Source organism: Enterobacter sp. ODB01 (assembly GCF_001623605.1).
Lineage (GTDB): Bacteria > Pseudomonadota > Gammaproteobacteria > Enterobacterales > Enterobacteriaceae > Enterobacter > Enterobacter kobei.
Window position 1 is genome coordinate 2856194 of record NZ_CP015227.1, and the last position, 25090, is coordinate 2881283.

A 25090-nucleotide genomic window follows, 5' to 3' on the forward strand; every position below is an offset into this window, starting at 1 on the left:
CTCACTTTCCCTTTGAGCTTGCAACCACATGGGGGCTGCGCCCGGAATTTTAAAGTCCTCGCAGGATAAAAATGTGAACATGATCACAATTGCCTGACCGCCTTTTCGCGACACATAAGTTTAGAACAAAAGTGCACGCAAGGGTGTTAATGTTTTGTTAGAATCCGGGTTAAAAGATGTCTGTTTCTACAGCGAGATGTAAGCATATGTCGAACCAACGTAACCCTGACGATTTGAAAAAAAACCTCACAGAAATGCAGTTTTACGTGACGCAGAACCACGGCACGGAACCGCCATTCACCGGGCGTTTACTGCACAATAAGCGAGACGGCGTCTATCACTGTCTGGTCTGTGATGCCCCGCTGTTTAACTCACAAACGAAATTCGATTCCGGCTGCGGCTGGCCGAGCTTTTACGAGCCGGTGAGCGATGAGGCCATCCGCTATCTGACTGACACCTCGCACGGCATGGTGCGCACGGAAATCCGTTGCGGGACCTGCGACGCACACCTGGGGCACGTCTTCCCGGATGGTCCACAGCCAACGGGGGAGCGTTTCTGCGTCAATTCGGCCTCCATGAGCTTCACGGATGATGAAAACGGCGACCAGATCAAGGGTTGAAAAAACGATTCAGCAAATTATTCCTTTGAAAGGGAGAGATCGTGAATATTGATGACATGATTAACGGGATGACCCCGGACGTTTATCAGCGTCTGGTCACCGCCGTTGAACTGGGAAAATGGCCGGATGGCGTGGCGCTTACCCCTGAGCAAAAAGAGAACAGTTTGCAGCTGGTGATGCTGTGGCAGGCGCGCAACAATACTGACGCGCAGCACATGACGATCGATACCAACGGCCAGATGGTGATGAAAAGCAAGCGAGAGCTGAAAGAAGATTTTGGCATCACGCCGAAGCCAATTGCGACGCTGAAAATGCAATAACCGTGCGGGCTGATGCCTTCATCCAACCCTCTCCCACGGGGAGAGGGTTTGAATGCGTCGCTACTTTTGCGGGATCCCTAATGACTCTGCCAGCTGCTTCGCTAACTGGTTGTTATCGTCCGCGCCATACTCCCAGAACATCGCCCCGGCGAGACCTTTCTGTCTAATGTAGTCCGCTTTGATCGCCACGGAACGTGGGTTCTCATACGAAATCGCAAAGAGCGCCTTGCCGTCGGCTGCTTCCACGGAGAGCCACGGCACTTTCGCCTGGTCGTCCCAGTGCTCGGTAAAACGCTTCTGCGGATCGTTCAGCAGCTTTTTCACGATATCGTTGTACTTCACGTAGGTATCTTTGGACAGGTCATAGCCGAGCGACCTGAACAAGCCGAGCTCCTGCGGTCCAAAGTAGGGCTGGGTGACCGGATTTTTTTGTGCGTCCGGCTTGCTCCAGTCGATACCCGGCTCAACGGCGCGTTTCGGTACGCGACCGTAAAACCCGATCCCGAGGTTCATCTGCTGTGGTTTCAGTCCCGCGGCCAGATAGTTATTTACCACAAAGTCCACGCTGTATTTATCGGCAGCAGCCACCGTCGGCCAGGCGCTGGAATCATAGAGGTTGGCGTTAAAATACTGGGTACCATACGCCATGTCGTAGGTCATCAGGTTGATGTAGTCGAGCAGGGGAGCGATGGCTTTGACATCCACCCAGCTTTTCGGACTTTCCGCATTGGCGCCTACCGCAATGGTCACCAGCTTTTTCTGCCCGAATGCGTCGCGCATCTCTTTCAGCAGCGCGGTGAAGTTGTCCCTGTCGGCTGGCGTGCTGGCAACCAGTCCCCACGCGCCGTTGACCGGGTACTCCCAGTCGAGATCAATCCCGTCCAGACCGTATTTGTCGACAACCTCCTGGGCGGATCGGATAAACACCGCACGACTCTCTTTGGTGGCCGCTGCGCCAGAGAAACCACGCGCACCCCAGCCGCCAACAGAGAGCAGCACTTTAAGGTGCGGGTTTTGTTTACGCAGAGTGGGGATTAAGGCCAGATCGGATGCCACTTTTGGCGAAAGCCAGATCTGATGCAGTTTCGTCGGATCTTTCAGCGCGGCGTTGGTTTCGTCTTTCTCGTTGTTGTAGACCAGACCAAACGAATAGTTCAGGTGGGTGATCTGGCGGACATCCAGTTTATTAATGTCGCCACCCGGTCCGGCGGTGACATCGCCACCCCCGTTGAAATAGCCGACGGACATCAGGGGTGCAGCGGAAGCCAGTGACGCGCAAAGCAAGGGTAATGCTGCCAGCAAGGGCAAACGTTTCATATAATTTCCTCTTTGACTTAATAAAAATAACCACGCCACAGAAAAGGCGTGGCGAAAAAACAACCTGACGAGAATAGCATTGCCGCTTCGCTGAGGATGCGAGGGAGTTCACTTTATGGGGATTGGAGAAGAAATGCCGGGTGGCGCTGCGCTCCAGAGAAAGTAGGCCGGGTAAGGCGAAGCCGCCACCCGGCTTAAAAAACTACGCCTGCGTTTCCAGCCAGTCTGCCAGGGTATACAGCGTCGCGCCTTCGGCAGCCATCTCCATAAACGCCTGAGCACTGTCCTGAGGGTGAATGTTCACGCCGCGGCAGCCGTCGGTGATCACGCTGACGGTGTAGCCTGACTGGAGCGCGTCCAGTACGGTAAACTTCACGCAGTAATCTGTCGCCAGCCCCAGCACAATCAGCTCCGTGATTTCATGGTGGCGTAACCACGCGTCCAGCGCTGTCTTCTGACGATGACCGTTATCAAAAAACGCGCTGTAGCTATCTATTGTCGGGTTTTCACCCTTATGGAACACCGCGTCGATGGCTTTCTGATTCAGGAGCGGATGCAGCGCCGCGCCTTCCGTTTGCTGCACGCAATGATCCGGCCAGAAGGTTTGCGCCAGCCCGTCGAGTTCACCCTGAGTGAACGGTTCGACGTTGTGCTGGCTGGCAAAACTGCCGTGGTTAGCCGGGTGCCAGTCCTGGCTGGCGACCACCGCTTCACCGCGGGCTTTACACCAGTCAATCAGCGTATTCGCCACGTCAACGGTGCTGTCACCTTCGGCGACGGCCAGCGCGCCGCCGGCGCAGAAATCATTTTGCAAATCGACCAGTAGCAGGGCGCGTTGCGTCATGAGGCCTCCTTATTCGTCAGGGGTCAGTTCACCGCGCAGATTTTGCATCATGGCGTTGCGAATGGACTGAATGTCCAGATCCTGACTCAGTAAATAGTGAAGTTTAGTCAGCGTCGCCTCAACGGTCATATCGAAACCGCTGATGACACCCGCATGTGCCAGCGCGTTGCCGGTGGCATAGCCACCCATATTCACTTTGCCGGACATACACTGGGTCAGGTTCACCACCACAATTCCGCGTTCGCTGGCTTCCTGAAGCTCTTTCAGAAACTCACCGTTCTGCGGGGCGTTGCCCACGCCGTAGGAGCGCAGGATCAGCGCTTTCACTGGCTGGCGCAGGAAGTTGCGGACCACGTCGGCGGAAATACCCGGGTAAATGGTAACCACGCCGATGGGCTGCGGGGTAATCGGATGCACAATCAGCTCGCCAGCGGTATTCGGTGCAGGCGGCGTGCCCAGACGCCGGATATGAATCCCGGCTTCCAGCAGCGGCTGCAGGTTCGGTGAGGCGAAGGCGTCAAAACCATCGGCATGGGCTTTCGTCGTGCGGTTGCCGCGATACAGACGGTTGTTGAAGAACAGCGAGACTTCGTTAATCGGGTAATTTGCCGCCACGTACAGGGAGTTCAGCAGGTTGATCTGCCCGTCGGAGCGTAACTCCGCCAGCGGAATTTGCGACCCGGTGACGATAACCGGCTTGCTCAGGTTCTCCAGCATGAAGGAGAGCGCCGAGGCCGTGAACGCCATGGTGTCGGTACCATGCAGGATCACGAAGCCGTCGTACTGGTCGTAATGCGCTTTAATGTCATCCGCGATGTGCTGCCAGTCTTCTGGCGTCATGTCGGAGGAGTCCATCAGCGGCTCGTATTCATGGATGGTAAAGTCAGGCATTTCCGGACGGTGGAACTCAGGCATCAACGCAAGCTGACGCTGAAGGTGGCCGGAGACAGGAATATAGCCATTTTCAGAGCGCTGCATACCGATGGTACCGCCAGTGTAGGCTACATAAATCGATTTCTTCTGCATGGTAGTGAGTTCTTGTTCTTCAAAAGAAAAAAATCCCCTCTTCGCGAGAAGAGGGGACGGTTTTTAACGGACGTTCGCGCAGGTCAGGCAAAACGCGTAACGACTTTGTGGATCGTTAAAGGCCGCGAGCTTATCGCTTTCCGTCTTCATCGCTTTCGCTGCCGTGGCAACCGGCGCAGGCAGGTAAGCCTGCAGCGCCTCCGGCAGCATGGCGCGAACGGAGACAGACATGCTGTCCATCACCATATCAAAGAATGACGGCTCATCCTGATAATACTCAATGTGCCATTGCTTGAGCTTCGCCAGGTCGGCCGCTTTCTTCACGGCGTCGTCAAAGTCACCCAGACTGTCCACCAGTCCGTTGTTCTTCGCGTCCTGACCTGTCCAGACGTGGCCCTGAGCAATCTGGTCAATCTGTTCAGGCGTCTTTTTACGCGAGTCAGCCACCAGCGTAATAAAGCGCTTATACCCGTTCTCAATGCTCAGCTGCATCATATCCGACACTTCCGGCGGCAGGGATTTCGTTATCGACACATCTGCCAGCGGCGACGTAGAAACACCGTCGGTGTGCACGCCCAGATAATCCAGACTGTTTTCCACGGTGTTAATCACCCCGAAGATGCCGATAGAACCCGTCAGCGTACTTGGGTTAGCCACAATGTAGTTGGCTGGCGTGGAGATCCAGTACCCACCTGATGCCGCCATTCCGCCCATGGAGACGACGACCGGTTTGCCCGCAGCGCGGGCTGCGGCCAGCTCAGCGCGGATCACTTCGGAGGCGCTCACGCTGCCGCCTGGGCTGTTTACGCGCAGAACAATGGCTTTCACTTTCGGGTCAAGGCGCGCGTCACGGATTTGCGACGCGGTAGTGTCACCGCCGACGTTACCCGGGGTTTCCTGACCGTCCATGATGGCGCCGTTAGCAAACACCACGGCTACGCTGTCACCGCTCTCGTCCGGTTTTTTCGCAGCGTAGTCATACATACTGATGGCGCTGTAGTTTTTGTCCTCTTTGCTCCAGCCAAACTGTTTGGTCAGGGCTTTTTCGATATCCGCACTGGTACCCAGCGCATCAACGAGTTTATTGTCGAGGGCATATTTCGCGGTATCGCCGTCAACCTTACGCAGACCCTCCAGCACGCCACGTGCGCCCGGGAAGACCTGCTCAGCGGTAATTTGGCGGTTAGCGGCCACGGTGCCCAGATAGTTTTGCCACAGCTCGCCAATCCAGCGGCTGTCCGCTTCACGGGCAGCAGGGGACATATCGTCGCGAATAAACGGCTCCACGGCTGATTTATAGGTGCCGACGCGGAAGACGTGGGTCGTCACTTTCAGCTTGTCGAGCAGCGATTTGTAGTACAGGCCGTTGGTGGCAAAGCCGTGCAGGTCGACCGTCCCCTGCGGAGAGAGCCAGATCTTGTTGGCGAAGCTTGCCAGATAATATTGCCCCTGGCTGTAGCTGTCGCCCACGGCGATCACTGGCTTACCGCTGTCGCGGAATTCACGCAGCGCTTTACCGATGTACTGCATTGAAGGCTGGTCGCCTCCGGCAAAATCTTTCAGATCCAGTACGATCCCGGTGATATTTCGGTCGTCTTTGGCCTGACGGATAGTATCGACAATATCGAACAGGGAGTTTTCCTGCAGGCGGTCGGACGTCGCGCCAAACAGCTGACGTCCAATGACCCCCAGACGGTTGCTGGTGGACGGTTTATCCACGATGACGCCGGTGATATCGAGTAACAGCGCCCCGCGAGTTGAATGCTGCGCCTGATTCGCATTGCTGATATGCATCCAGATGCCTGCGCAAACCAGAACCAGCAGGATGAAGAAGATGTTCATCACCAGGTTGCGGACGAAGTTGAGCAGTCGCCACGTCCATTTAAAGAAACCGGCAAAGATTCGCCAAAGGGTTCGCATGTATTCTCCCTAACCAGAAAATGACTGTTTCCGTCGCCACTGGACGGTAATGTTGGGTTATCGTAATGACCCAACCGCCACTTGTCAGCAGGAATCGCCTGCCAGGCTGTAACAAAATCTGCGGCCGTGTTAATTTTGTGAGTAAATTTCAATAAAGGAGTTAACCAATGGACGCACTTGAACTGCTTGTTAACCGCCGCAGCGCGTCACGTCTGGCCGAACCTGCCCCGGCGGGCGAGCAGCTGGAAAACATTCTGCGTGCCGGGATGCGTGCCCCCGATCACGGCACGCTGCAGCCGTGGCACTTCTTTGTGATTGAAGGTGAAGGCCGCGATCGTTTCAGCCAGCTGCTGGAGCAGGGCGCGGTTGCCGTCGGGCAGGATGAGAAAGGTATCGATAAAGCGCGCAATGCGCCGTTCCGTGCGCCGATGATCATCGCCGTCGTGGCGAAATGTCAGGCTGGCCACAAAGTCCCGGTCTGGGAGCAGGAAATGTCTGCTGGCTGCGCGGTAATGGCGATGCAAATGGCCGCTGTCGCACAGGGGTTTAACGGTATCTGGCGTACCGGTCCGCTGACCGAGAGCCCGGTAGTCCGTGACGGTTTTGGCTGCGGTGAGCACGATAAAATTGTCGGTTTCCTCTACCTCGGTACGCCGCAGCTTAAAGCCTCCAGCACCATCAGCGTGCCGGACACTTCGCCTTTCGTCAGCCGTTTCTGATAACCCACGCTAAACTGTCTGGATTCTGAGCATCTGCCGCAGAATTCAGACAGTCATACTTACCTCTTTATGGAATGAGCGCTACCATAGCGCGATTGAGATGACAGGAGACGTCCATGAGCGAGCAAACCATTCGTTTAACGCAGTACAGCCACGGAGCCGGTTGCGGTTGTAAAATTTCCCCGAAAGTGCTGGAGACCATTCTGCACAGTGAACAGGCGAAGTTTGTCGACCCGAACCTGCTTGTCGGCAATGAAACGCGTGACGATGCTGCAGTTTATGACTTAGGTAACGGCACCAGCATTATCAGCACCACTGACTTCTTTATGCCGATTGTCGATAACCCCTTCGATTTCGGGCGCATTGCGGCCACCAACGCCATCAGTGATATCTTCGCGATGGGCGGTAAGCCGATTATGGCCATCGCCATTCTGGGCTGGCCAATTAATACCCTCGCGCCGGAAATTGCCCGCGACGTCATTGATGGCGGCCGTTTCGCCTGTCAGCAGGCGGGAATTGCGCTGGCCGGTGGTCACTCGATTGACGCGCCTGAACCTATTTTTGGCCTGGCCGTCACGGGCGTGGTGCCGACCGAGCGCGTGAAGCGCAACAGCACCGCGCAGGCGGGCTGCAAGCTGTTCCTCACCAAGCCGCTCGGCATTGGCGTACTCACGACCGCCGAGAAAAAATCCCTGCTGAAGCCGGAACACAAAGGTCTGGCAACGGAAGTGATGTGCCAGATGAACCTTGCGGGCGCGGCATTCGCCAATATCGACGGCGTGAAGGCGATGACCGATGTGACCGGTTTTGGTCTGCTGGGACACCTCTCCGAAGTGTGTCAGGGCGCGGGCGTGCAGGCACAGGTCTGGTATCAGGACGTGCCGAAACTGCCGGGCGTGGAAGAGTACATTGCGCAGGGCGCGGTGCCGGGCGGTACTCAGCGCAACTTTGCCAGCTACGGTCACCTGATGGGCGAGATGCCTGAAGAGTGGCGCAACCTGCTGTGCGATCCACAAACTTCCGGCGGCCTGCTGCTGGCGGTCACACCGGAAGCCGAAGCGGACGTTCAGGCAACGGCCGCCGAGTTTGGCATTACCCTGACCGCGATCGGCGAGCTGGTGACCGCACGCGGTGGCCGACCGATGATTGAGATCCGTTAATTCGATGCGGTTGTTTATTGCCGAAAAGCCGAGCCTGGCGCGCGCCATCGCCGACGTGTTGCCGAAGCCGCACCGCAAGGGCGACGGCTTTATCGAATGCGGTAACGGGCAGGTGGTGACCTGGTGTATTGGTCACCTGCTTGAGCAGGCGCAGCCGGACGTCTACGACAGCCGCTACGCCCGCTGGAACCTCAACGATCTGCCCATCGTGCCGGAAAAATGGCGCCTGCAGCCCCGGCCTTCGGTGACCAAACAGCTGAACGTGATCAAGCGTTTCCTGCACGAAGCCTCTGAAGTGGTTCACGCAGGTGACCCGGACAGGGAAGGGCAACTGCTGGTAGATGAAGTGCTGGACTATCTCGAGCTGGCGCCGGAAAAACGCCAGCAGGTACAGCGCTGCCTGATAAACGACCTCAACCCGCAGGCGGTAGAGCGTGCGATCTCGCGTCTGCGTGCCAACAGCGAGTTTATCCCGCTGTGCGTCTCGGCGCTTGCGCGCGCGCGCGCTGACTGGCTGTACGGGATCAACATGACCCGCGCCTACACCATCCTCGGGCGTAATGCGGGCTATCAGGGGGTACTCTCCGTGGGCCGCGTGCAGACGCCGGTGCTGGGGCTGGTGGTGCGTCGTGATGAAGAGATTGAGAACTTCGTCGCCAAAGATTTCTTTGAAGTGAAAGCGCATATCGTTACGCCTAAGGACGAACGCTTTACCGCCGTCTGGCAGCCGAGCGATGCCTGTGAATCGTACCAGGATGAAGAGGGACGCTTGCTGCACCGTCCGCTGGCGGAGCATGTGGTTAACCGTATTACCGGTCAGCCTGCCATCGTCACCAGCTATAACGATAAACGGGAATCAGAACCCGCACCGCTGCCATTTTCGCTCTCGGCCTTGCAGATTGAGGCGGCGAAGCGCTTTGGCCTCAGCGCGCAAAACGTGCTGGATATCTGCCAGAAGCTCTATGAAACCCACAAGCTGATCACCTATCCGCGTTCGGATAGCCGTTATCTGCCGGAAGAACATTTTGCCGGTCGCCACGCGGTACTGAACGCGATAAGCGTACACGCCGCCGATCTCCTGCCGCAGCCGGTGGTGAACCCGGACACCCATAACCGCTGCTGGGATGATAAAAAGGTGGATGCCCACCATGCAATTATCCCGACGGCACGCGCCAGCCACGTTAACCTGACGGATAACGAAGCGAAGGTCTATAACCTCATCGCCCGTCAGTATCTGATGCAGTTCTGCCCGGACGCGGTGTTCCGCAAATGCGTCATTGAGCTTGAGATTGCCAAAGGTAAGTTTATCGCCAAAGCGCGTTTCCTCGCGGAAGCGGGCTGGCGCACGCTGCTCGGCAACAAAGAGCGTGACGAGGAGAACGACGGTACGCCGCTGCCGGTAGTCGCGAAAGATGACGAGTTATTGTGCGAGAAAGGTGAAGTGGTTGAACGTCAGACCCAGCCGCCACGCCATTTCACCGATGCGACGCTGCTGTCGGCCATGACCGGGATTGCCCGATTCGTGCAGGATAAAGATCTGAAGAAAATCCTGCGCGCCACCGACGGTCTGGGTACGGAAGCGACGCGAGCGGGGATCATCGAACTGTTGTTCAAGCGCGGCTTCCTGGAGAAAAAAGGACGCTATATCCACTCCACGGAGCCGGGCCGGGCGCTCATCCACTCCCTTCCGGAGCTGGCCGCGAGGCCGGACATGACCGCACACTGGGAATCTGTGCTGACGCAAATCAGTGAAAAGCAGTGCCGCTACCAGGACTTTATGCAGCCGCTGGTGGGGACGCTGTATCAGTTGATCGATCAGGCACGCAGTACACCGGTGAAGCGGTTCAGAGGGATGGTTGCGCCGGGTAGCGGCGCGAAGAAGCCCTTTAAAAAGAAAAAGAGCGCGGCAGCTTCTTAAACCGTAGGCCGGGTAAGGCGAAGCCGCCACCCGGCGAAAAGCAGCTCTGCGGCCTGAAAAAAAGCCCGGTGGCGTCTACGCCTTACCGGGCCTACAGGGCGAGAACACAGTGAAAGCTTAAATCACACCCTGCCCAATCATCGCATCCGCCACCTTCACGAATCCGGCGATATTCGCTCCGCGCACGTAGTTAGTTTGCGACGCTTCACCGCCGTACTCCACGCAGGCGTGGTGAATATCCAGCATGATATGGTGCAAACGGGCATCCACTTTCTCCGCCTTCCAGCCAAGACGCGCGGCGTTTTGCGCCATCTCAAGGCCGGAGGTTGCCACGCCGCCCGCATTGGCGGCCTTGCCTGGGGCAAACAGCACGCTCGCTTCGAGGAACAGATTCGTCGCATCGATGGTGGTCGGCATATTCGCCCCTTCGGCCACCGCCTTCACGCCGTTGCCGATCAGCGTGCGCGCGGCGTCCACGTCCAGTTCGTTTTGCGTGGCGCACGGCAGGGCAATATCCACCGGAACACCCCACGGCTGCTTGCCTTCCAGATACGTCAACCCAAATTCCTGGGCATAGTCTGCGAGCCGCCCGTCGCGGCTGGCTTTAATTTCGCACAAGCGCGCCAGTTTTTCTGCCGTAAAGCCCGCTTCATCCACCACCGTGCCACGGGAGTCCGAGGCCGTCACCACGCGGGCGCCAAACTGCATCGCTTTTTCGATAGCGTATTGCGCCACGTTACCGGAGCCGGACACCGCCACGCGCATCCCTTCAAACCCTAACCCGTGACGTTTGAGCATCGCCTCGGTGAAATAGACCAGACCATATCCGGTCGCCTCCGGGCGAATCAAACTCCCGCCAAACGACAATCCTTTGCCGGTAAAGACGCAGGCGCTGTTGTTGGAAAGCTTTTTCATCATCCCGGCCATAAAGCCCACTTCGCGGGCCCCCACGCCGATATCCCCCGCCGGTACGTCGGTGTCCGGACCAAGGTGGCGCCAGAGCTCGGTCATCAGCGCCTGACAGAAACGCATCACTTCACCTTCGCTTTTCCCCTTAGGATCGAAGTCACTCCCGCCTTTCCCGCCGCCCATCGGCAGGGTGGTGAGCGCGTTTTTAAACGTCTGCTCAAAGCCGAGGAATTTCAGGATCGACAGGTTCACGGAAGGGTGGAAACGCATGCCGCCCTTAAACGGGCCGATGGCGGAGTTAAACTGCACGCGCCAGGCGCGGTTGACCTGGACCTGATTGCGGTCATCCACCCAGGTCACGCGGAACTGGATCACCCGTTCTGGCTCAACCAGACGTTCCAGCAGCGACAGTTGACGATAACGCGGGTTTTCTTCAAGGAAAGGCCACAGGGTGGTCATCACTTCACGAACGGCCTGAGCGAACTCGCTCTGATGCGGGTCGCGCTGCTGAACATGGGCAAGAAAGCTTTCCAGAGAGCGTGTCTGATCCATAGATATAAGAACCCCTTATAGTCATTTATGTATATTGCTTATGCGATTTGTGTTGTTTTTTTGACTATACCACCCGTACTGCTTTGTGAAGCAAGCAGAAATGTAGGGTGAAAGGGAAATTAATGACCCGCGCTGCGTCATAACAAAAAGCGATGATGTGTGAAATTAAAGATTCTGCCCGATTAACCGTTATAGTCATTATCAGGACATAACAGGAAGACAAGTCTATGAATCGTTACGTGATGGCTGCATTTTCGTTGATGTTGACCGCTGGCGCGCAGGCTGACCGCATTCGCCCGGACGTGGAGGTGAATGTCCCGCCGGAGGTCTTTAGCTCCGGCGGCCAGCGTGCGCAACCCTGTAACCAGTGCTGTATCTATCAGGATCAAAATTATTCTGAAGGAGCAGTGGTAAAAGCGGACGGGATTTTGCTGCAATGCCAGCGTGATGAACGCGCGATCAGCACGAACCCGCTGGTCTGGCGGCGCGTAAAAGAATAAACGCCTCCAGCAGCGGAATATCCGCCGGGGCCAGGTCGTAGCTCAACGCCTCTTCCGGCGTGCACCACGCCAGCGCGCTGTGGTAGTGTGCGGTTAACGCTCCGCTAAAGGCAGGAACATACCAGGCGTGCAGGTTGATTAACCGCTGCGACACTTCGCGCTGGTGGCTTGCCACATACTGCACGGGCTGCGCCTCAATACCCAACTCTTCACGCAGCTCGCGGATTAGCGCCTGAGGCTGGGTTTCACCGGCCTCGACTTTTCCGCCAGCGAATTCCCACATTCCCGGTTGATCGGCGTGAGCAGGGCGCTGCGCCAGTAAAATTTTGTCGTCTTTTTCGATGATGGCCGCAACGACATCGACTGTTTTTAGCATGGTCGTCAATACTTGATAGCGAAAAACGACATATTATCGTGCCCTTTCAAAGAGTCCAGTCATCAGGAGAAACAGGTGAAAGAGTCGTCCACCTGGGTAGAACCCATCCCAACCCTTCCGGCGAGCGTAAAACCGATTGCCGCCATGCAGCGAAAACACTTTGGTGCGGTCCTGAATCCCACGCGCTGGTGGGGGCGCATGCCGCGTCTGTTCTGGCTGGTCGTATTGTTTGTCGGTTTTCTGGAGCGAAGAAACGCGCGCCTGACGCCGCAACTCCGCTCGCTGCTGATGACGCGGGTATCGCAGCTGTGCCACTGTGCTTTTTGCATTGATGCTAACAGCCTGCGTCTGGCCGAGCGCAGCGGGGCGCTGGATAAAGTCCAGGCCGTGAGCGACTGGTCAGACTCTGACCTGTTCAGTGAACAAGAGCGCGCGGCGCTGGCCTATGCTGAGGCGGTCACCGCCACGCCGCCCAGGGTGGATGAAGCAATCAAAACGGCGCTGAAACGCCACTTTACCGATGAGGTTATTACTGAAATGACGGCGCTCATCGCCTTTCAGAATCTCTCCGCCCGCTTTAACGCCGCGCTGGATATTCCGGCGCAGGGGCTGTGCGCCACGTTTAAAGGGAAGCCTGATGCTTGACCGTCACCTGCACCCACGGATAAAACCCGGGCTGAATCGTCTGGTCTCTGCGCTGGATAAGCCGGGCATTACGCCCGACGGACTTACCCTGGCGGGGTTTGCCATCGGCCTGCTGACGTTGCCATTTCTGGCCCTCGGCTGGTACCCGGCAGCACTGGTCGCCATCGTCCTGAACCGCCTGCTGGATGGTCTTGACGGTGCGCTGGCGCGCCGGAGAGGGCTCACGGATGCGGGAGGGTTTCTGGATATCGCGCTCGATTTCCTGTTCTATGCGCTGGTGCCGTTTGGCTTTGCGCTGGCGGCACCTGAGCAGAATACGCTGGCTGCCGCCTGGCTGCTGTTCGCATTTATTGGCACCGGGAGCAGCTTTCTGGCCTTTGCGGCACTTGCGGCGAAGCACAATATCGACAACCCCGGCTATGCGCACAAGTCGTTTTACTACATCGGCGGGTTAACGGAGGGGACGGAGACCATCGTGCTGTTCGTGCTCTGCTGCCTGTTTCCGGCCCATTTTGCCGTGTTCGCGTGGATATTTGGCGCGTTGTGCTGGCTGACCACCACAACGCGCATCTGGAGCGGTTATGTGACGCTAAAGTCACTCAAACCTTAACGCGTACTCTCGGGCCCGCGCTCACCGCGGGAGACCGGGTTCTGCGGGTGACTGCTCCACTCATACCAGCCGCCGTCATAGACGGCGACGTTCTTCCAGCCCATCGCCCGGGCGTACATAAAGGTTTCAGCCGCTCGCCAGCCGGTGCCGCAGTAAAAGGCGACGTGCTGCTCCGGCAGGATATCCCACGTTTTCCACATGGCGGTGATGTCGTCGGCGCTGCGCATGGTGCCGTCCGGGTTGTGGAAATCTTCCATGTGGGTGGCATCGCTTCCCGCGTGGCCCCAGCGGGCGCCGGCAATGTCACCTTTTGGCTTGATGTAGCTGTAGCCGCTGGTTTCGCCGATAAATTCCGGCCACGAACGAATACTGACGAGAGAGGCATCCTGGCGGTGCAGCATACCGCGCGCCTGTTCCATATCCACCATCAGTTGCGGCTGACCAGGGATCGGTGCGCCAAAATCAGGGGCGGGTTTCACTTTCCCTGGCGTACCGCGTTCAACCGGCAGACCCGCATCTGACCACGCCTTCCAGCCGCCATCGAGTATGCGCACATCCTTCACGCCTGCATACAGCATAATCTGCGCCACGCGCGCGGCGGCGTAAACGTCACGACCATACAAAATGACGGTGGTATCGTGACGGATCCCGTGCTTCGCCAGCATCGCTTTCAGCTTGTCGTCGGAGACTTTATTCCACAGCGGCTCGCTTTCCACTTCGTTGGTGTCGATGTATCCCGCGCCGGGAATATGGTTCAGCAGATAAAACTTCGGCGCGCCCCAGGCCGCTTCTATGACTTTCCATTCACCCGCGGGCGCGGCTGTCACCGGTTTACCCTGCTGGAGCTGGTGGATCCACTGTGGATAGACCAGCTGTTCAAAGTGCGGCAGACGCTGCAGGCGGTCCGGGGTTTGCAGGGCATCGCTGAGCAGCGAGATAGCGTGATATCCGGCTTTCTCCAGGCGCGCTTTCACCGCAAGGTTGGCGCTATCGTCGCCGTACAGCGCGACAGGCGTCGCAGGCGAAAGCTGATGCTGTTTAGCCCAGCGCGCCAGCTGTTCGTCGCTCATTGCGTCAAGCCAGCTGGCCGCAAGGTTGAGCGCTGCGGGTTCATGCCCGGAAGGACCGCTGAGGGTCTGCGGCCAGCCGTTGTAGAACGCGCTGGCGCGGGTGTCGACAGGCGTACCGTGCTGCGCCTGAAGCTGGGACAGCGTGAGTGAATTGGCCATTTCAGCCGCCTGAGAGGAAAACGAAGCGAGGCCGCAGAGCAGGGCCAGCGCGGTCAGTTGAGAAACACGTTTCATCGAATAACCTGACGTCAGTAAAAGAGGGGGGCATTGTCGTCTCTCCCGAAACGGAAAACATTGCGTTAGCACATTATTGCCAGCGAGAAATCTCAATCACCTCGCCGGCGGGCGGAATATCGTCCTCATCATGGGTGACCAGCACCACCGGAATATTGCGCGCCCGGACGGTGTCAAACACCCAGGCCCGAAACGTCGTGCGTAACGCTTTATCGAGGCGACTGAAGGGCTCATCCAGCAGCAGTGCCTGCGGTTCAGCGAGCAGGGCGCGCAGCAGACTCACCCGGGCGCGCTCACCGCCGGAAAGGGTTGCCGGGTCGCTGGCGTAACGGTCGCCAAGCCCGGCGGAATTCAGCGCCAGCTCGACGGCTTCCCGACGTGCGCGTCCGGCGATCCGCTCAGGCAACGCCAGCAGCAAATTTTGTCCGACGCTGAACGCGTCAAACAGCAGCGCGTCCTGAAAGAGAATGCCCAGCCCGCGAGATTCGACGGGAAGGCCGTCGCAGCGACGCTCATCGAGCCACAGCTCGCCCCGTGCCTGAAAATCATCTGACAGCGCGCCGACCATCCAGGAAAAAAGGGTCGATTTTCCGCTGCCGGAGGGGCCCATCAGGGTGACGATCTCCCCGCGGGGAACGCAAAAATTGACCTCGCGGAAAAGCGGTTCGATGGTGAGATCCTTTACCTTCAACATTAACGTAATCCCTGACGATAGCGGCCCGCAAGGCGGGAGAAGAGTGAGGCCAGACCGAACACCGTGCCCGTGACCAGCAGTAAACCCAGCGCCCGGTTAGCGAGAACCGGGATGCTGCCCCCGCTGCTGAGCGCGACGGTCTCGGTGGTCAGCGTGGCGAAACGACCTGCGCCCAGCCACAGCGTCGGCATATATTGCGCCATGCTGACTGAAAAACCGGTGGCAAAGGCCAGCAGCGCAGGGCGCACCAGCAGAGGGCATTTCAGCAGGCAGAAGATTTTTGCCCGCCGCCAGCCGAGCGTCCTGGCGGTAAGAATAAGCCGGGGATCGAGCCTTTGCCAGGCCGGTTGCAGCACCAGCAGCATCCAGGGGAGTACCCAGAGCAGATGGCTCCAGAGCACGGCGGCATAGTGCCCGTCGAGGCCCAGATGTAACGCAATGGCATATTGCCCCGTGACCAGCGGTAGCGCCGTGAGCGCGAGCGGTAACCACACCCACGGAGCGCCTCGCTGCGGCCCCCATTCCAGCCAGAGAAAAATGACGATCAGGGCGACAAGGCTCGACAGCAGACCGAAAGAAAGGCTGGTACTCACCGGGCCAACATCGTCCCGTTGGGCCAGCATCAACAGCACCGCGGCGCAAAGTATCCCGCACGCGGGCAGAAATCCGCTGAATACACGCTCTGGCAGGGCGAGATGTGACCTGTGGCGTGCGCCCGTCGGATGTGCAAACGTGCGACGCCACACCTTCCGCAGCCCGTAGCCCAGCGCAGCAAGCGCGGCCAGCAGCAGAAGGAGAAGCAGGCACAGCAGCGTCCCTTTTGCCTGCTGCTGTACGTCTCCCTGGCTCAGCCACTGCCAGGCCAGCACGGCCAGCGTCGGCGGGTTACCGGGCCCGAGAACGATCGCCACGTCCACGACGGACAGCGACCACGCCAGCACCGCCAGCATCACCGCGCCGAGTACCGGCGCGATCGCCGGAAGGAGCAGCCAGTTAAGCGTCTGAAAACGCCCGTAGCCGAAGGTCTGCAGGACAATCTTCTGCGGTGCGAGCCGTTTTTCCGGCAGCACGGCGTAAATCGCCCACAGTACAAACGCGCTCTCTTTGACCGCGAGCGTCAGACCCAGCCCGATGCCGTAGCGGTCATACGGAGGTGAACAGACGGTGCAGACCTGATAAAACAGACCGCCTTCGGCAAACAGCAGCAACGCGCTGGAGGCGAAAGCCACATGGGGCACGGCCAGCAGCCACGGCAGGCGCGTACTGAGACGCCGCCAGCGTTTGCCGGGCCAGAAAAGGGCCACGAGAGAAAGGGCGATAAACAACGCCCCCAGCGTGGCGATAAGCGTTGAAACCAGGGTGGCGATGGCTGCCTGAGGCAATTGTGGGTCGTTCAGCAGCCGCTGCCAGTTAACGACAGAAAATGCCGGAGCAAGCAGCATGGCACCGGCGGGCAGGAGCGGCAGATAAATAATCGCCATCGCCAGCCAGACAAGCCAGCTTAACGGGTGCCGTAACGACGCAGCCATTCCTGCTCCAGCGCGTTAACCCAGGCGGACTGCGGCTCTGCCAGAACCTTCGGCAGCCCCTGCGGCGTATGAGCCAGCAGCTGTTTTGCTTCATCTTCGGGCAACGTTTTCACATCCAGCACGCTCGGGTCACCCCAGATGGCCGGGTCGGCCTTGCGGATTTGCGCCCGCGGTGACAGCAGGAAGTTGGCGACGACTTTTGCGCCAGCGCTTGCGCTGGCATTGGCCGGAATCGCCACAAAATGGACGTTGCCGAGCATCCCGTTGCGAAAACCAAAGCTGTAGCTGTCGGCAGGCAGTTCGCCGCTCGCCACTTTCTGCTGCCCATGCGCCGGGTTAAAGGTCAGCGACAGATTCAGGCTCCCGCTGGCAAGCAGGGTATCCATCCGGGCGGGCGAGGGAGGGAAGTCTTTCCCTTCACGCCACAGCAGCGGGTGCAATTTATCGAGATACGCCCAGAGCGGGGCGGTCACCTGAGCAAAGGTGTCATCGGGTGCTTTTTGCAACGCATCCGGATGAGCCGTGAGCGTCATCAGCAGCTGCTCAAGGAACGCGGTACCGGTAAAATCGGGCGGGCGGGGATAGCTGAGCTTGCCGGGGTTCTGCCTTGCGTAATCCAGCAACGCCTGCGGATCTTCTGGCGGCGTCGGCATGCTGGTTTTGCGGGCGATAAAGGTTAGCTGCGCGCCGCCCCACGGCGATTCCGCGCCGTCTGTGGGAATGGCGAAATCTTCGGTGACAGGTTTGCGGGTATCGACATAGCGCCAGTTGGGCAACCTCTGCGCCCACCCGGTTTGCAGGAGATTAGCCTCTTTTAGCGTGCGGAAGTTTTCGCCGTTGACCCACAGCAGGTCGACCGAGCCATTCGTTTTGCGCCCCGCGGCGGCTTCGGTCTGGATCCGTTTTACCGCATCGGCAGCGTCGGCCAGCGGGACGATTTTAAGGGTAATGGCGTAGTGCGTTTGCATCTCGCCGCTCACCCACTCAAGGTAGCGGTTGACCGCCGGATCGCCTCCCCAGGCGTTAAACCAGACAGTCTGCCCGTTGGCTTGTTGCTGGATACTTTGCCAGCTGTCGGCGGCATACAGGGGGGCGGCCAGCAGCAGGCCTGTCAGAAACGTGCAAAAACGCACACGGCGCATAATGCCTCACTTTTTGAACGAAGAGGTGTAACGGGAATACAGCCAGCGGGTAGCCAGCGGCAATAACCCCAATAGTGTAAAGGCGAAGACCATACCCGGCGACACAATATCGTGCAGCGATGTCACTTTTCCCAGCTCGCGCCCGGCGTTGAGGAAGACAACCGTGGCGGGCAGCATGGCGACCTGGCTAACCCACCAGTAGCGCCTCACCGTGATGCGGGTCACCCCCATCAGCAAATTCACCACAAAAAACGGGAACAGCGGCATCAGGCGCAGGGCAAAAAGATAGGCCGTACCCTCGCGCGCCATACCGGTATTCACCGTATTCATCTGTCGGGCAAAGCGCTGCTGAACCCAGTCGCGAAGGAGATAACGGCTGGCAAGCATGGCCAGCGTAGCCCCGAGCGTAGAGGCAAACGAGACCAGCACGGTGCCTTCCCACAGGGAAAACAGTGTCCCGCCCAGCAGGGTCAGGATCGCCGCGCCGGGAAGCGACAGGGCGGAGAGCGCTACGTAGAGTGCAAAAAAGATCATTGCGCTCTGCAGCGGCGCGCGGTCGACATAGGAGAGTAACGTCTGCTGGTGAGTTTTAACCCCTTCCAGAGAGAGCGTGCCCGGTGGCAGCATGACAAACGTCAGAATAAATGCGCCCAGAAGGGCGCACAGGAAGAGTAATTTTCGACTGTTCACGCGCGATCAGAGCTTGAATTTAGCCCACACCGGCGCATGGTCCGATGGCTTTTCCATGCTGCGGATATCGTAGTCGATCCCGGTTTCGATGCAGCGCTCAGCCAGCGGCAAGCTGGCCAGCAGCAGGTCGATACGCAGGCCACGGTTGTCGTCAAAGCCTTTTGAGCGGTAGTCAAACCACGAGAAGCGATCCTGGGTTTCAGGGTTCGCATGGCGGAAGGTATCCACCAGGCCCCAGCCCAGCAGGCGTTCCATCCACTCGCGCTCTTCCGGCAGGAAGGAACATTTGCCGGTACGTAGCCAGCGCTTGCGGTTCTCTTCGCCTATGCCGATATCCCGATCCGTCGGGCTGATATTCATGTCGCCCATGATCAGCACCGGATTCTCTTTTTTCAGTTCGGTTGTCAGGTAGTTCTGCAGATCCTGATAAAACTTCGCTTTGGCGGGGAATTTTGTCTCGTGGTCACGGCTCTCACCCTGTGGGAAATAGCCGTTAATGACCGTGATATTGCCAAGTGCAGAGGGCACTTCCGCCATGATGATACGGCGCTGCGCTTCTTCATTGTCCCCGGGGAAGCCGCGACGCACGGAAACCGGGGTTTCTTTAGTGAGCAGCGCGACGCCATAGTGACCTTTCTGACCGTGGTAGAAGACGTTGTAACCCAGTTTCGCGACTTCTTCGAGGGGGAACATGTCGTCGTGAACCTTGGTCTCCTGCAGGCCGATAACATCGGGCTGATGTTGCTCAACAATGGCTTCCAGTTGATGAGGACGGGCGCGCAGGCCGTTGATATTAAAAGAGACAAATTTCATAGTCGCTGCCAGTGCAAGGTGAATAGTGCATGGATGGTAGCAGAATTTGCATCAACTGTTACCGGGTTCGACCAATAACTGCGACAGATAATGCCGGTGGTGCAATATTTGCACCATCCTGACGCGTTTTGCCCCCGGACAGGGCGTAAACGGCCGGGAAATTTCGCGAGCGATCACAATTCCAGAATTATATTTGGCCTTTGCATACTCTTTCTTATTTTCATGCGGCAAAGCGCCGCTTATCGTAAAAATATTCACTTTTTATGCAGTAACAGTGAATAACTCCATGTCATAACTCATTGATATTCTGTTGCCTCAACCCGTTTATGCATTTTTATCGCTGGCTGGCACGAAGGCTGCAATCTACATTCACAGTGCAAACACTCAATTATTTAACATTCAAATAACCTTTTATTTACCGGATGAGGTCGCTATGTCTCTGTCAATTACGCGTGAAAATTTCGATGAATGGATGATGCCGGTATACGCGCCGGCGGCGTTTATTCCGGTTCGCGGGGAAGGCTCACGCCTGTGGGATCAGCAGGGGAAAGAGTACATCGACTTTGCCGGGGGGATTGCGGTGAATGCGCTGGGCCATGCGCATCCGGCGCTGCGTCAGGCGCTGAACGATCAGGCCGCGAAGTTCTGGCATACCGGTAACGGTTTTACCAACGAGCCTGCGCTTCGTCTGGCGAAAAAGCTCATTGACGCGACGTTTGCCGAAAAAGTCTTTTTCTGTAACTCCGGGGCGGAAGCCAACGAAGCGGCGCTGAAGCTGGCACGTAAATATGCCCACGACAAGTTCGGTACCCACAAGAGCGGGATTGTGGCATTTAAAAATGCCTTCCACGGACGCACGCTGTTTACCGTGAGCGCGGGCGGTCAGCCCTCTTATTCGCAGGATTTCGCACCGCTGCCGCCGGATATTCGCCACGGCATCTATAACGATCTGCAGTCTGCCAGCGAGCTGATTAACGACACCACCTGCGCGGTGATCGTCGAACCGATGCAGGGCGAGGGCGGCGTGCTTCCGGCGCAAAAAGCATTCCTTCAGGGGCTGCGCGAATTGTGCGATCGCCATAATGCGCTGCTGATTTTCGACGAAGTACAGACCGGCGTCGGCCGCACCGGCGAGCTGTATGCGTATATGCACTACGGCGTGACGCCGGATATTCTCTCAACCGCCAAAGCGCTGGGCGGCGGCTTCCCGATTGGGGCCACGTTGACGACCGATAAATTCGCCAGCGTGATGACCGTGGGCACCCATGGCACCACCTACGGCGGCAACCCGCTGGCGACCGCTGTGGCCGGACAGGTTCTCGACATCATTAACACCCCTGAGGTGCTGAAGGGCGTTAAGCAGCGTCACGACTGGTTTGTTGAACGCCTGAACGCCATCAATGGCAAGACCGGACTGTTCAAGGAAATTCGCGGCCTGGGGCTGTTAATTGGCTGCGAGCTCACCCCTGAGTTTGCCGGAAAAGCTAAACTTATTTCACAGGAAGCGGCAAAAATGGGCGTGATGGTGCTGATTGCCGGTGCCAACGTGGTGCGTTTTGCTCCCGCGCTGATTGTCAGCGAGGAAGAGGTGCAAACCGGTCTGGATCGATTTGCACTGGCGTGTGAAAAAGTGAAGTCCGGGGTGTCATCATGATGGTCATCCGTCCCGTTGAGCGCGGCGATATCGCCGGGCTCATGCAGCTTGCCGGTAAGACGGGAGGCGGGCTGACCTCGCTTCCTGCCGATGAAAAAACGCTGTCGGCGCGCATTGAGCGCGCCCTGCAAACCTGGCAGGGGACGTTGCCAAAAAGCGAACAGGGCTACGTGTTCGTGCTGGAAGATACCGAGACGGGGACGGTGGCCGGGATCTGCGCCATTGAAGTGGCCGTCGGTCTTAACGACCCGTGGTATAACTACCGCGTTGGCACCATGGTTCACGCGTCGAAAGAGCTGAACGTCTATAACGCGCTGCCGACGCTGTTTCTCTGTAATGACCACACGGGTGCCAGCGAACTCTGCACGCTGTTCCTCGACCCGGCGTGGCGCAAAGAGGGCAACGGTTATCTGCTCTCCAAATCGCGCTTTATGTTTATGGCTGCCTTCCGCGATCGCTTTAACGAAAAAGTGGTCGCCGAGATGCGCGGCGTGATTGATGACACCGGCTACTCGCCGTTCTGGGAGAGCCTGGGCGAGCGCTTCTTCTCTATGGAGTTCAGCCGTGCAGACTATCTCTGCGGCACAGGCCAGAAAGCCTTTATTGCCGAGCTGATGCCGAAGCATCCTATCTATACCCATTTCCTTAGCCCGGAAGCGCAGGCGGTGATCGGCGAAGTGCATCCGCAAACCGCGCCAGCTCGTGCAGTGCTGGAGAAAGAGGGCTTCCGCTACCGTAACTATGTCGACATCTTTGACGGCGGACCGACGCTTGAGTGCGATATCGACCGCGTTCGCGCGATCCGTAAAAGCCGCCTGGTAGAGGTCTCTGAAGGTCAGCCCGCGCCAGGCGACTGGCCGGCATGTCTGGTGGCGAACGAAAATTACACCCACTTCCGCGCCATGCTGGTGCGGACTAACCCGAAATGTGAACGTCTGGTGCTGACGGCTGCAGAACTGGATGCCCTGAAATGTAACGCCGGCGATACGGTTCGTCTGGTGCGTCTCTGCCCTGAGGAGAAAACAGCATGACATTATGGATTAACGGTGACTGGGTAACGGGCGAAGGCGAGCTGCGCGTAAAGACCAATCCGGTAGGTAATGAGGTGCTCTGGAAGGGAAATGACGCCAGCCCCAGCCAGGTGGAACAAGCCTGTCATGCCGCGCGTCGTGCGTTTCCGGCGTGGGCAAAACAGCCTTTCGCCACGCGCCAGGCCATTATTGAAACGTTTGCCGGGCTGCTGGAGGCGAATAAAGCTGAGCTCATGCGCATTATTGCTTTCGAAACCAGTAAGCCACGCTGGGAAGCAGCAACGGAAGTGACGGCGATGATCAACAAAATCGCCATTTCGGTAAAGGCATACCATACCCGCACCGGCGAGCAACACACCGAGATGCCGGACGGCGCGGCGACGCTGCGCCATCGTCCGCACGGCGTGCTGGCGGTATTTGGCCCGTACAACTTCCCGGGACATCTGCCGAACGGCCACATTGTTCCCGCACTGCTGGCGGGCAATACCGTTATTTTCAAGCCGAGCGAGTTAACCCCCTTAACCGGCGAGGCGGTGGTGAAGCTGTGGGAACAGGCCGGGTTGCCGCCGGGCGTGCTGAACCTGGTGCAGGGCGGTCGCGAAACCGGTCAGGCGCTCAGTGCGCTGAGCGATATTGACGGCCTGCTGTTCACCGGCAGCGCCGGAACGGGCTATCAGCTGCATCGCCAGCTGGCGGGACAGCCGGAAAAAATTCTGGCGCTGGAGATGGGGGGCAACAACCCGCTGATTGTTGAAGACCCCGATGATATTGACGCCGCGGTGCACCTGACGATCCAGTCCGCCTTTATCACCGCCGGACAGCGTTGCACCTGTGCCCGCCGCCTGCTGGTGAAACGAGGAGCACAAGGGGATGCCTTCCTGAAACGCCTGGTCGACGTCAGCGCACGTCTGGTCCCCGCCGCGTGGGATGCCGATCCGCAGCCGTTTATGGGGGGACTGATTTCCGAACAGGCCGCGCTGAATGTGCTTAATGCCTGGCAAAACCACGTTGCGCGCGGCGCGAAAACCCTGCTGGAACCCAGGCAGGTACAGCCGGGAACCTCGCTGCTTACGCCGGGTATTGTTGAGATGAGCGGCGCGAGCAACGTGCCGGATGAAGAGGTCTTTGGCCCGCTGCTGTGCGTCTGGCGTTACGACGATTTTGATGCGGCGATTGCGATGGCAAACAACACCCGCTATGGCCTGTCGAGCGGACTCATTTCGCCGCATCGCGAGAAGTTTGATCAACTGCTGCTGGAAGCGCGCGCCGGGATTGTAAACTGGAATAAACCGCTGACCGGTGCGGCGAGCACCGCGCCATTCGGCGGCGTGGGTGCGTCGGGTAACCATCGCGCCAGCGCGTGGTATGCCGCGGATTACTGTGCATGGCCGATGGCGAGCCTGGAAACCCCGGCGCTGAGGCTGCCGGAGACGCTCAGTCCGGGGCTGGATTTTAGCGAAGGGGATCGTCATGAAAGCGCGTGAAGTCAACTTTGACGGGCTGGTGGGGCTGACCCACCACTATGCCGGTCTCTCCTTTGGTAATGAAGCCTCGACGAAGCATCAGTTTCAGGTCTCCAACCCGAAACTGGCGGCGAAGCAGGGCCTGCAGAAAATGAAAGCGCTGGCAGATGCCGGGTTTCCACAGGCGGTGATCCCGCCGCAGGAACGGCCGAACGTGGCGGTGCTGCGCCAGCTCGGCTTTACCGGGAGTGATGAGCAGGTGGTCGAAAAAGCGGGCACGCAAACGCCACATCTGCTCTCGGCGGCGAGCTCCGCCTCCTCTATGTGGGTGGCGAACGCGGCGACCGTCGCACCGTCAGCCGATACGCTGGATGGCAAAGTCCATCTGACGGTGGCTAACCTGAACAACAAATTCCACCGCGCCACCGAAGCGGAAACCACCGAGCGCGTGCTGCGCGCTATTTTCAACCATGACGCCCATTTTGAGGTGCATCAGGCTCTGCCGCAGGTGGCGATGTTCGGCGACGAAGGCGCGGCCAACCATAACCGTCTCGGAGGCGACTATGGCGAGCCTGGCGTACAGGTGTTTATCTACGGGCGCGAGGAGGGCGGTCATTCTGCCCCCGTTCGCTATCCTGCCCGCCAGACGCTGGCCGCCAGCCAGGCGGTCGCTCGCCTGAACCAGGTCAATCCTTCACAGGTGATTTTTGCCCAGCAGAACCCACAGGTGATTGACCAGGGCGTGTTCCATAACGACGTGATTGCCGTTTCCAACCGTCAGGTGCTGTTCTGCCATGAGCAGGCGTTTGCGCATCAGGAGAAACTGCTCGCGACACTGCGCGAACGCGTACCCGGCTTTATGCCCATTCAGGTGCCCACGCAGGCCGTCAGCGTGCAGGACGCGGTTGAAACGTATCTGTTCAACAGCCAGCTGCTGAGCCGCGATGACGGCAGCATGATGCTGGTGCTACCGCAGGAGTCACAGGATCATAAAGGCGTCTGGCAATACCTGACGCAACTGGTTAAGGCCGATAACCCTATTGACGAACTGCGCGTGTTTGATCTGCGTGAAAGCATGGCTAACGGCGGCGGTCCTGCCTGCCTGCGTCTGCGCGTGGTATTAACGCCGAATGAAATGCAGGCCGTTAACCCGGCAGTCATGATGAACGAAGCGCTGTTTACCACCCTTAATGACTGGGTGGATCGCTACTATCGCGACCGGTTAACGCAGGCGGATCTGATTGACCCGCAGCTTCTGCGTGAAGGGCGCGAGGCGCTGGACGCGTTGACATCAATCCTGCAACTGGGATCGGTTTATCCGTTCCAGCGCTAAA

At 58.3% G+C, this 25090-nt stretch carries 24 protein-coding genes; 12 read left to right on the plus strand and 12 right to left on the minus strand.

Going from position 1 to position 25090, the window contains the following annotated elements; genetic code table 11:
• Nucleotides 1-206: 206 nt before the first annotated feature.
• Together msrB and A4308_RS13605 are read left to right on the plus strand one after the other, a co-directional pair.
• Nucleotides 207-620 carry a peptide-methionine (R)-S-oxide reductase MsrB gene (msrB, locus tag A4308_RS13600; protein WP_023332742.1) on the plus strand — a complete coding sequence of 138 codons (414 nt, stop codon included), beginning with the start codon at nucleotides 207-209 and terminating at the stop codon, nucleotides 618-620.
• 41 nt (nucleotides 621-661) lie between these two features.
• A complete protein-coding gene (locus A4308_RS13605) occupies nucleotides 662-940 on the plus strand; it encodes a YeaC family protein (protein WP_023332743.1) in 279 nt (92 codons plus the stop codon).
• A gap of 60 nt (nucleotides 941-1000) precedes the next feature.
• Here the strand turns inward: A4308_RS13605 and A4308_RS13610 are convergent, their stop codons facing one another.
• From A4308_RS13610 to sppA, 4 genes are all read right to left on the minus strand, one after another.
• Nucleotides 1001-2257, minus strand: coding sequence for a glycoside hydrolase family 18 protein (locus A4308_RS13610; RefSeq protein ID WP_045281782.1), 1257 nt, complete (start codon nucleotides 2255-2257; stop codon nucleotides 1001-1003).
• Nucleotides 2258-2459: 202 nt separating this feature from the next.
• Nucleotides 2460-3101 (minus strand): bifunctional nicotinamidase/pyrazinamidase, encoded by a 642-nt coding sequence (gene pncA / locus A4308_RS13615; RefSeq protein WP_014883449.1) that lies wholly within the window; start codon nucleotides 3099-3101, stop codon nucleotides 2460-2462.
• 9 nt (nucleotides 3102-3110) lie between these two features.
• Complete coding sequence (gene ansA, locus A4308_RS13620; protein ID WP_014883450.1) at nucleotides 3111-4127, minus strand: asparaginase; 1017 nt, start codon at nucleotides 4125-4127, stop codon at nucleotides 3111-3113.
• A 63-nt stretch (nucleotides 4128-4190) separates the two neighbouring features.
• Nucleotides 4191-6047, minus strand: coding sequence for a signal peptide peptidase SppA (sppA, locus tag A4308_RS13625; RefSeq protein ID WP_049010368.1), 1857 nt, complete (start codon nucleotides 6045-6047; stop codon nucleotides 4191-4193).
• A gap of 167 nt (nucleotides 6048-6214) precedes the next feature.
• Between sppA and A4308_RS13630 the strand changes: the two genes are divergently transcribed.
• From A4308_RS13630 to A4308_RS13640, 3 genes are all read left to right on the plus strand, one after another.
• Nucleotides 6215-6766 (plus strand): NAD(P)H nitroreductase, encoded by a 552-nt coding sequence (locus A4308_RS13630; RefSeq protein WP_014883452.1) that lies wholly within the window; start codon nucleotides 6215-6217, stop codon nucleotides 6764-6766.
• 116 nt (nucleotides 6767-6882) lie between these two features.
• Complete coding sequence (gene selD, locus A4308_RS13635; RefSeq protein WP_014883453.1) at nucleotides 6883-7926, plus strand: selenide, water dikinase SelD; 1044 nt, start codon at nucleotides 6883-6885, stop codon at nucleotides 7924-7926.
• A 4-nt stretch (nucleotides 7927-7930) separates the two neighbouring features.
• Entirely contained in the window at nucleotides 7931-9844 is a 1914-nt protein-coding gene (locus A4308_RS13640; RefSeq protein WP_014883454.1) for a DNA topoisomerase III, read from the plus strand.
• 117 nt (nucleotides 9845-9961) lie between these two features.
• On the opposite strand, the gene gdhA is transcribed toward A4308_RS13640, so the two are convergent.
• Nucleotides 9962-11305 (minus strand): NADP-specific glutamate dehydrogenase, encoded by a 1344-nt coding sequence (gene gdhA / locus A4308_RS13645; RefSeq protein ID WP_045281784.1) that lies wholly within the window; start codon nucleotides 11303-11305, stop codon nucleotides 9962-9964.
• Nucleotides 11306-11532: 227 nt separating this feature from the next.
• On the opposite strand from gdhA, the gene A4308_RS13650 reads away from it, so the two are divergent.
• Nucleotides 11533-11805: a YnjH family protein gene (locus A4308_RS13650; protein WP_045281785.1), complete on the plus strand. Its 273-nt coding sequence runs from the start codon at nucleotides 11533-11535 to the stop codon at nucleotides 11803-11805.
• Here the strand turns inward: A4308_RS13650 and A4308_RS13655 are convergent.
• A complete protein-coding gene (locus A4308_RS13655) occupies nucleotides 11765-12181 on the minus strand; it encodes a pyrimidine (deoxy)nucleoside triphosphate diphosphatase (RefSeq protein ID WP_045281786.1) in 417 nt (138 codons plus the stop codon). The two genes, A4308_RS13650 and A4308_RS13655, sit on opposite strands and share 41 nt — an antisense overlap.
• 75 nt (nucleotides 12182-12256) lie before the next feature.
• On the opposite strand from A4308_RS13655, the gene A4308_RS13660 reads away from it, so the two are divergent.
• Nucleotides 12257-12826: a carboxymuconolactone decarboxylase family protein gene (locus A4308_RS13660; RefSeq protein ID WP_045281787.1), complete on the plus strand. Its 570-nt coding sequence runs from the start codon at nucleotides 12257-12259 to the stop codon at nucleotides 12824-12826.
• Nucleotides 12819-13436, plus strand: a complete 618-nt coding sequence (locus A4308_RS13665) for a CDP-alcohol phosphatidyltransferase family protein (RefSeq protein ID WP_045281788.1) — start codon at nucleotides 12819-12821, stop codon at nucleotides 13434-13436. The genes A4308_RS13660 and A4308_RS13665 overlap by 8 nt, the downstream gene beginning before the upstream one ends.
• On the opposite strand, the gene A4308_RS13670 is transcribed toward A4308_RS13665, so the two are convergent.
• From A4308_RS13670 to xthA, 6 genes are all read right to left on the minus strand, one after another.
• Entirely contained in the window at nucleotides 13433-14740 is a 1308-nt protein-coding gene (locus A4308_RS13670; RefSeq protein WP_014883460.1) for a sulfurtransferase, read from the minus strand. The two genes, A4308_RS13665 and A4308_RS13670, sit on opposite strands and share 4 nt — an antisense overlap.
• Before the next feature lie 73 nt (nucleotides 14741-14813).
• On the minus strand, nucleotides 14814-15434 hold the full coding sequence (locus A4308_RS13675; protein ID WP_023332753.1) for an ATP-binding cassette domain-containing protein: 621 nt from the start codon (nucleotides 15432-15434) through the stop codon (nucleotides 14814-14816).
• Nucleotides 15434-16963: a thiamine ABC transporter permease gene (locus A4308_RS13680; RefSeq protein WP_045281789.1), complete on the minus strand. Its 1530-nt coding sequence runs from the start codon at nucleotides 16961-16963 to the stop codon at nucleotides 15434-15436. Before A4308_RS13680 ends, A4308_RS13675 begins: the two co-directional genes overlap by 1 nt.
• On the minus strand, nucleotides 16936-18096 hold the full coding sequence (locus A4308_RS13685) for an ABC transporter substrate-binding protein (protein ID WP_121528309.1): 1161 nt from the start codon (nucleotides 18094-18096) through the stop codon (nucleotides 16936-16938). Before A4308_RS13685 ends, A4308_RS13680 begins: the two co-directional genes overlap by 28 nt.
• A gap of 15 nt (nucleotides 18097-18111) precedes the next feature.
• On the minus strand, nucleotides 18112-18795 hold the full coding sequence (locus A4308_RS13690) for a TVP38/TMEM64 family protein (protein WP_045281791.1): 684 nt from the start codon (nucleotides 18793-18795) through the stop codon (nucleotides 18112-18114).
• A gap of 6 nt (nucleotides 18796-18801) precedes the next feature.
• Complete coding sequence (xthA, locus tag A4308_RS13695) at nucleotides 18802-19608, minus strand: exodeoxyribonuclease III (protein ID WP_045281792.1); 807 nt, start codon at nucleotides 19606-19608, stop codon at nucleotides 18802-18804.
• A 433-nt stretch (nucleotides 19609-20041) separates the two neighbouring features.
• Here xthA and astC point away from each other — a divergent pair, with 433 nt between their 5' ends.
• Genes astC through astB form a run of 4 tightly spaced genes read left to right on the plus strand, consistent with a single transcriptional unit; the run spans nucleotide 20042 to nucleotide 25089 of the window.
• On the plus strand, nucleotides 20042-21262 hold the full coding sequence (gene astC, locus A4308_RS13700) for a succinylornithine/acetylornithine transaminase (RefSeq protein ID WP_023332757.1): 1221 nt from the start codon (nucleotides 20042-20044) through the stop codon (nucleotides 21260-21262).
• Nucleotides 21259-22293 (plus strand): arginine N-succinyltransferase, encoded by a 1035-nt coding sequence (gene astA / locus A4308_RS13705; protein WP_023332758.1) that lies wholly within the window; start codon nucleotides 21259-21261, stop codon nucleotides 22291-22293. The genes astC and astA overlap by 4 nt, the downstream gene beginning before the upstream one ends.
• Nucleotides 22290-23777: a succinylglutamate-semialdehyde dehydrogenase gene (astD, locus tag A4308_RS13710; RefSeq protein WP_045281793.1), complete on the plus strand. Its 1488-nt coding sequence runs from the start codon at nucleotides 22290-22292 to the stop codon at nucleotides 23775-23777. Before astA ends, astD begins: the two co-directional genes overlap by 4 nt.
• Nucleotides 23764-25089 carry an N-succinylarginine dihydrolase gene (gene astB / locus A4308_RS13715; protein ID WP_023332760.1) on the plus strand — a complete coding sequence of 442 codons (1326 nt, stop codon included), beginning with the start codon at nucleotides 23764-23766 and terminating at the stop codon, nucleotides 25087-25089. Before astD ends, astB begins: the two co-directional genes overlap by 14 nt.
• Nucleotide 25090: the final 1 nt, after the last annotated feature.

Bases quoted from the DNA above. Each gene is read 5' to 3' on its own strand.
- pncA (WP_014883449.1), bottom strand. From the start codon at position 3,101: ATGACGCAACGCGCCCTGCTACTGGTCGATTTGCAAAATGATTTCTGC.
- gdhA (WP_045281784.1), bottom strand. From the start codon at position 11,305: ATGGATCAGACACGCTCTCTGGAAAGCTTTCTTGCCCATGTTCAGCAG.
- selD (WP_014883453.1), top strand. From the start codon at position 6,883: ATGAGCGAGCAAACCATTCGTTTAACGCAGTACAGCCACGGAGCCGGT.
- A4308_RS13675 (WP_023332753.1), bottom strand. From the start codon at position 15,434: ATGTTGAAGGTAAAGGATCTCACCATCGAACCGCTTTTCCGCGAGGTC.
- astC (WP_023332757.1), top strand. From the start codon at position 20,042: ATGTCTCTGTCAATTACGCGTGAAAATTTCGATGAATGGATGATGCCG.
- A4308_RS13630 (WP_014883452.1), top strand. From the start codon at position 6,215: ATGGACGCACTTGAACTGCTTGTTAACCGCCGCAGCGCGTCACGTCTG.
- A4308_RS13650 (WP_045281785.1), top strand. From the start codon at position 11,533: ATGAATCGTTACGTGATGGCTGCATTTTCGTTGATGTTGACCGCTGGC.
- A4308_RS13640 (WP_014883454.1), top strand. From the start codon at position 7,931: ATGCGGTTGTTTATTGCCGAAAAGCCGAGCCTGGCGCGCGCCATCGCC.
- ansA (WP_014883450.1), bottom strand. From the start codon at position 4,127: ATGCAGAAGAAATCGATTTATGTAGCCTACACTGGCGGTACCATCGGT.
- A4308_RS13670 (WP_014883460.1), bottom strand. From the start codon at position 14,740: ATGAAACGTGTTTCTCAACTGACCGCGCTGGCCCTGCTCTGCGGCCTC.
- A4308_RS13610 (WP_045281782.1), bottom strand. From the start codon at position 2,257: ATGAAACGTTTGCCCTTGCTGGCAGCATTACCCTTGCTTTGCGCGTCA.
- astA (WP_023332758.1), top strand. From the start codon at position 21,259: ATGATGGTCATCCGTCCCGTTGAGCGCGGCGATATCGCCGGGCTCATG.
- A4308_RS13655 (WP_045281786.1), bottom strand. From the start codon at position 12,181: ATGCTAAAAACAGTCGATGTCGTTGCGGCCATCATCGAAAAAGACGAC.
- astD (WP_045281793.1), top strand. From the start codon at position 22,290: ATGACATTATGGATTAACGGTGACTGGGTAACGGGCGAAGGCGAGCTG.
- xthA (WP_045281792.1), bottom strand. From the start codon at position 19,608: ATGAAATTTGTCTCTTTTAATATCAACGGCCTGCGCGCCCGTCCTCAT.
- A4308_RS13665 (WP_045281788.1), top strand. From the start codon at position 12,819: ATGCTTGACCGTCACCTGCACCCACGGATAAAACCCGGGCTGAATCGT.
- sppA (WP_049010368.1), bottom strand. From the start codon at position 6,047: ATGCGAACCCTTTGGCGAATCTTTGCCGGTTTCTTTAAATGGACGTGG.
- msrB (WP_023332742.1), top strand. From the start codon at position 207: ATGTCGAACCAACGTAACCCTGACGATTTGAAAAAAAACCTCACAGAA.
- A4308_RS13680 (WP_045281789.1), bottom strand. From the start codon at position 16,963: ATGGCTGCGTCGTTACGGCACCCGTTAAGCTGGCTTGTCTGGCTGGCG.
- astB (WP_023332760.1), top strand. From the start codon at position 23,764: ATGAAAGCGCGTGAAGTCAACTTTGACGGGCTGGTGGGGCTGACCCAC.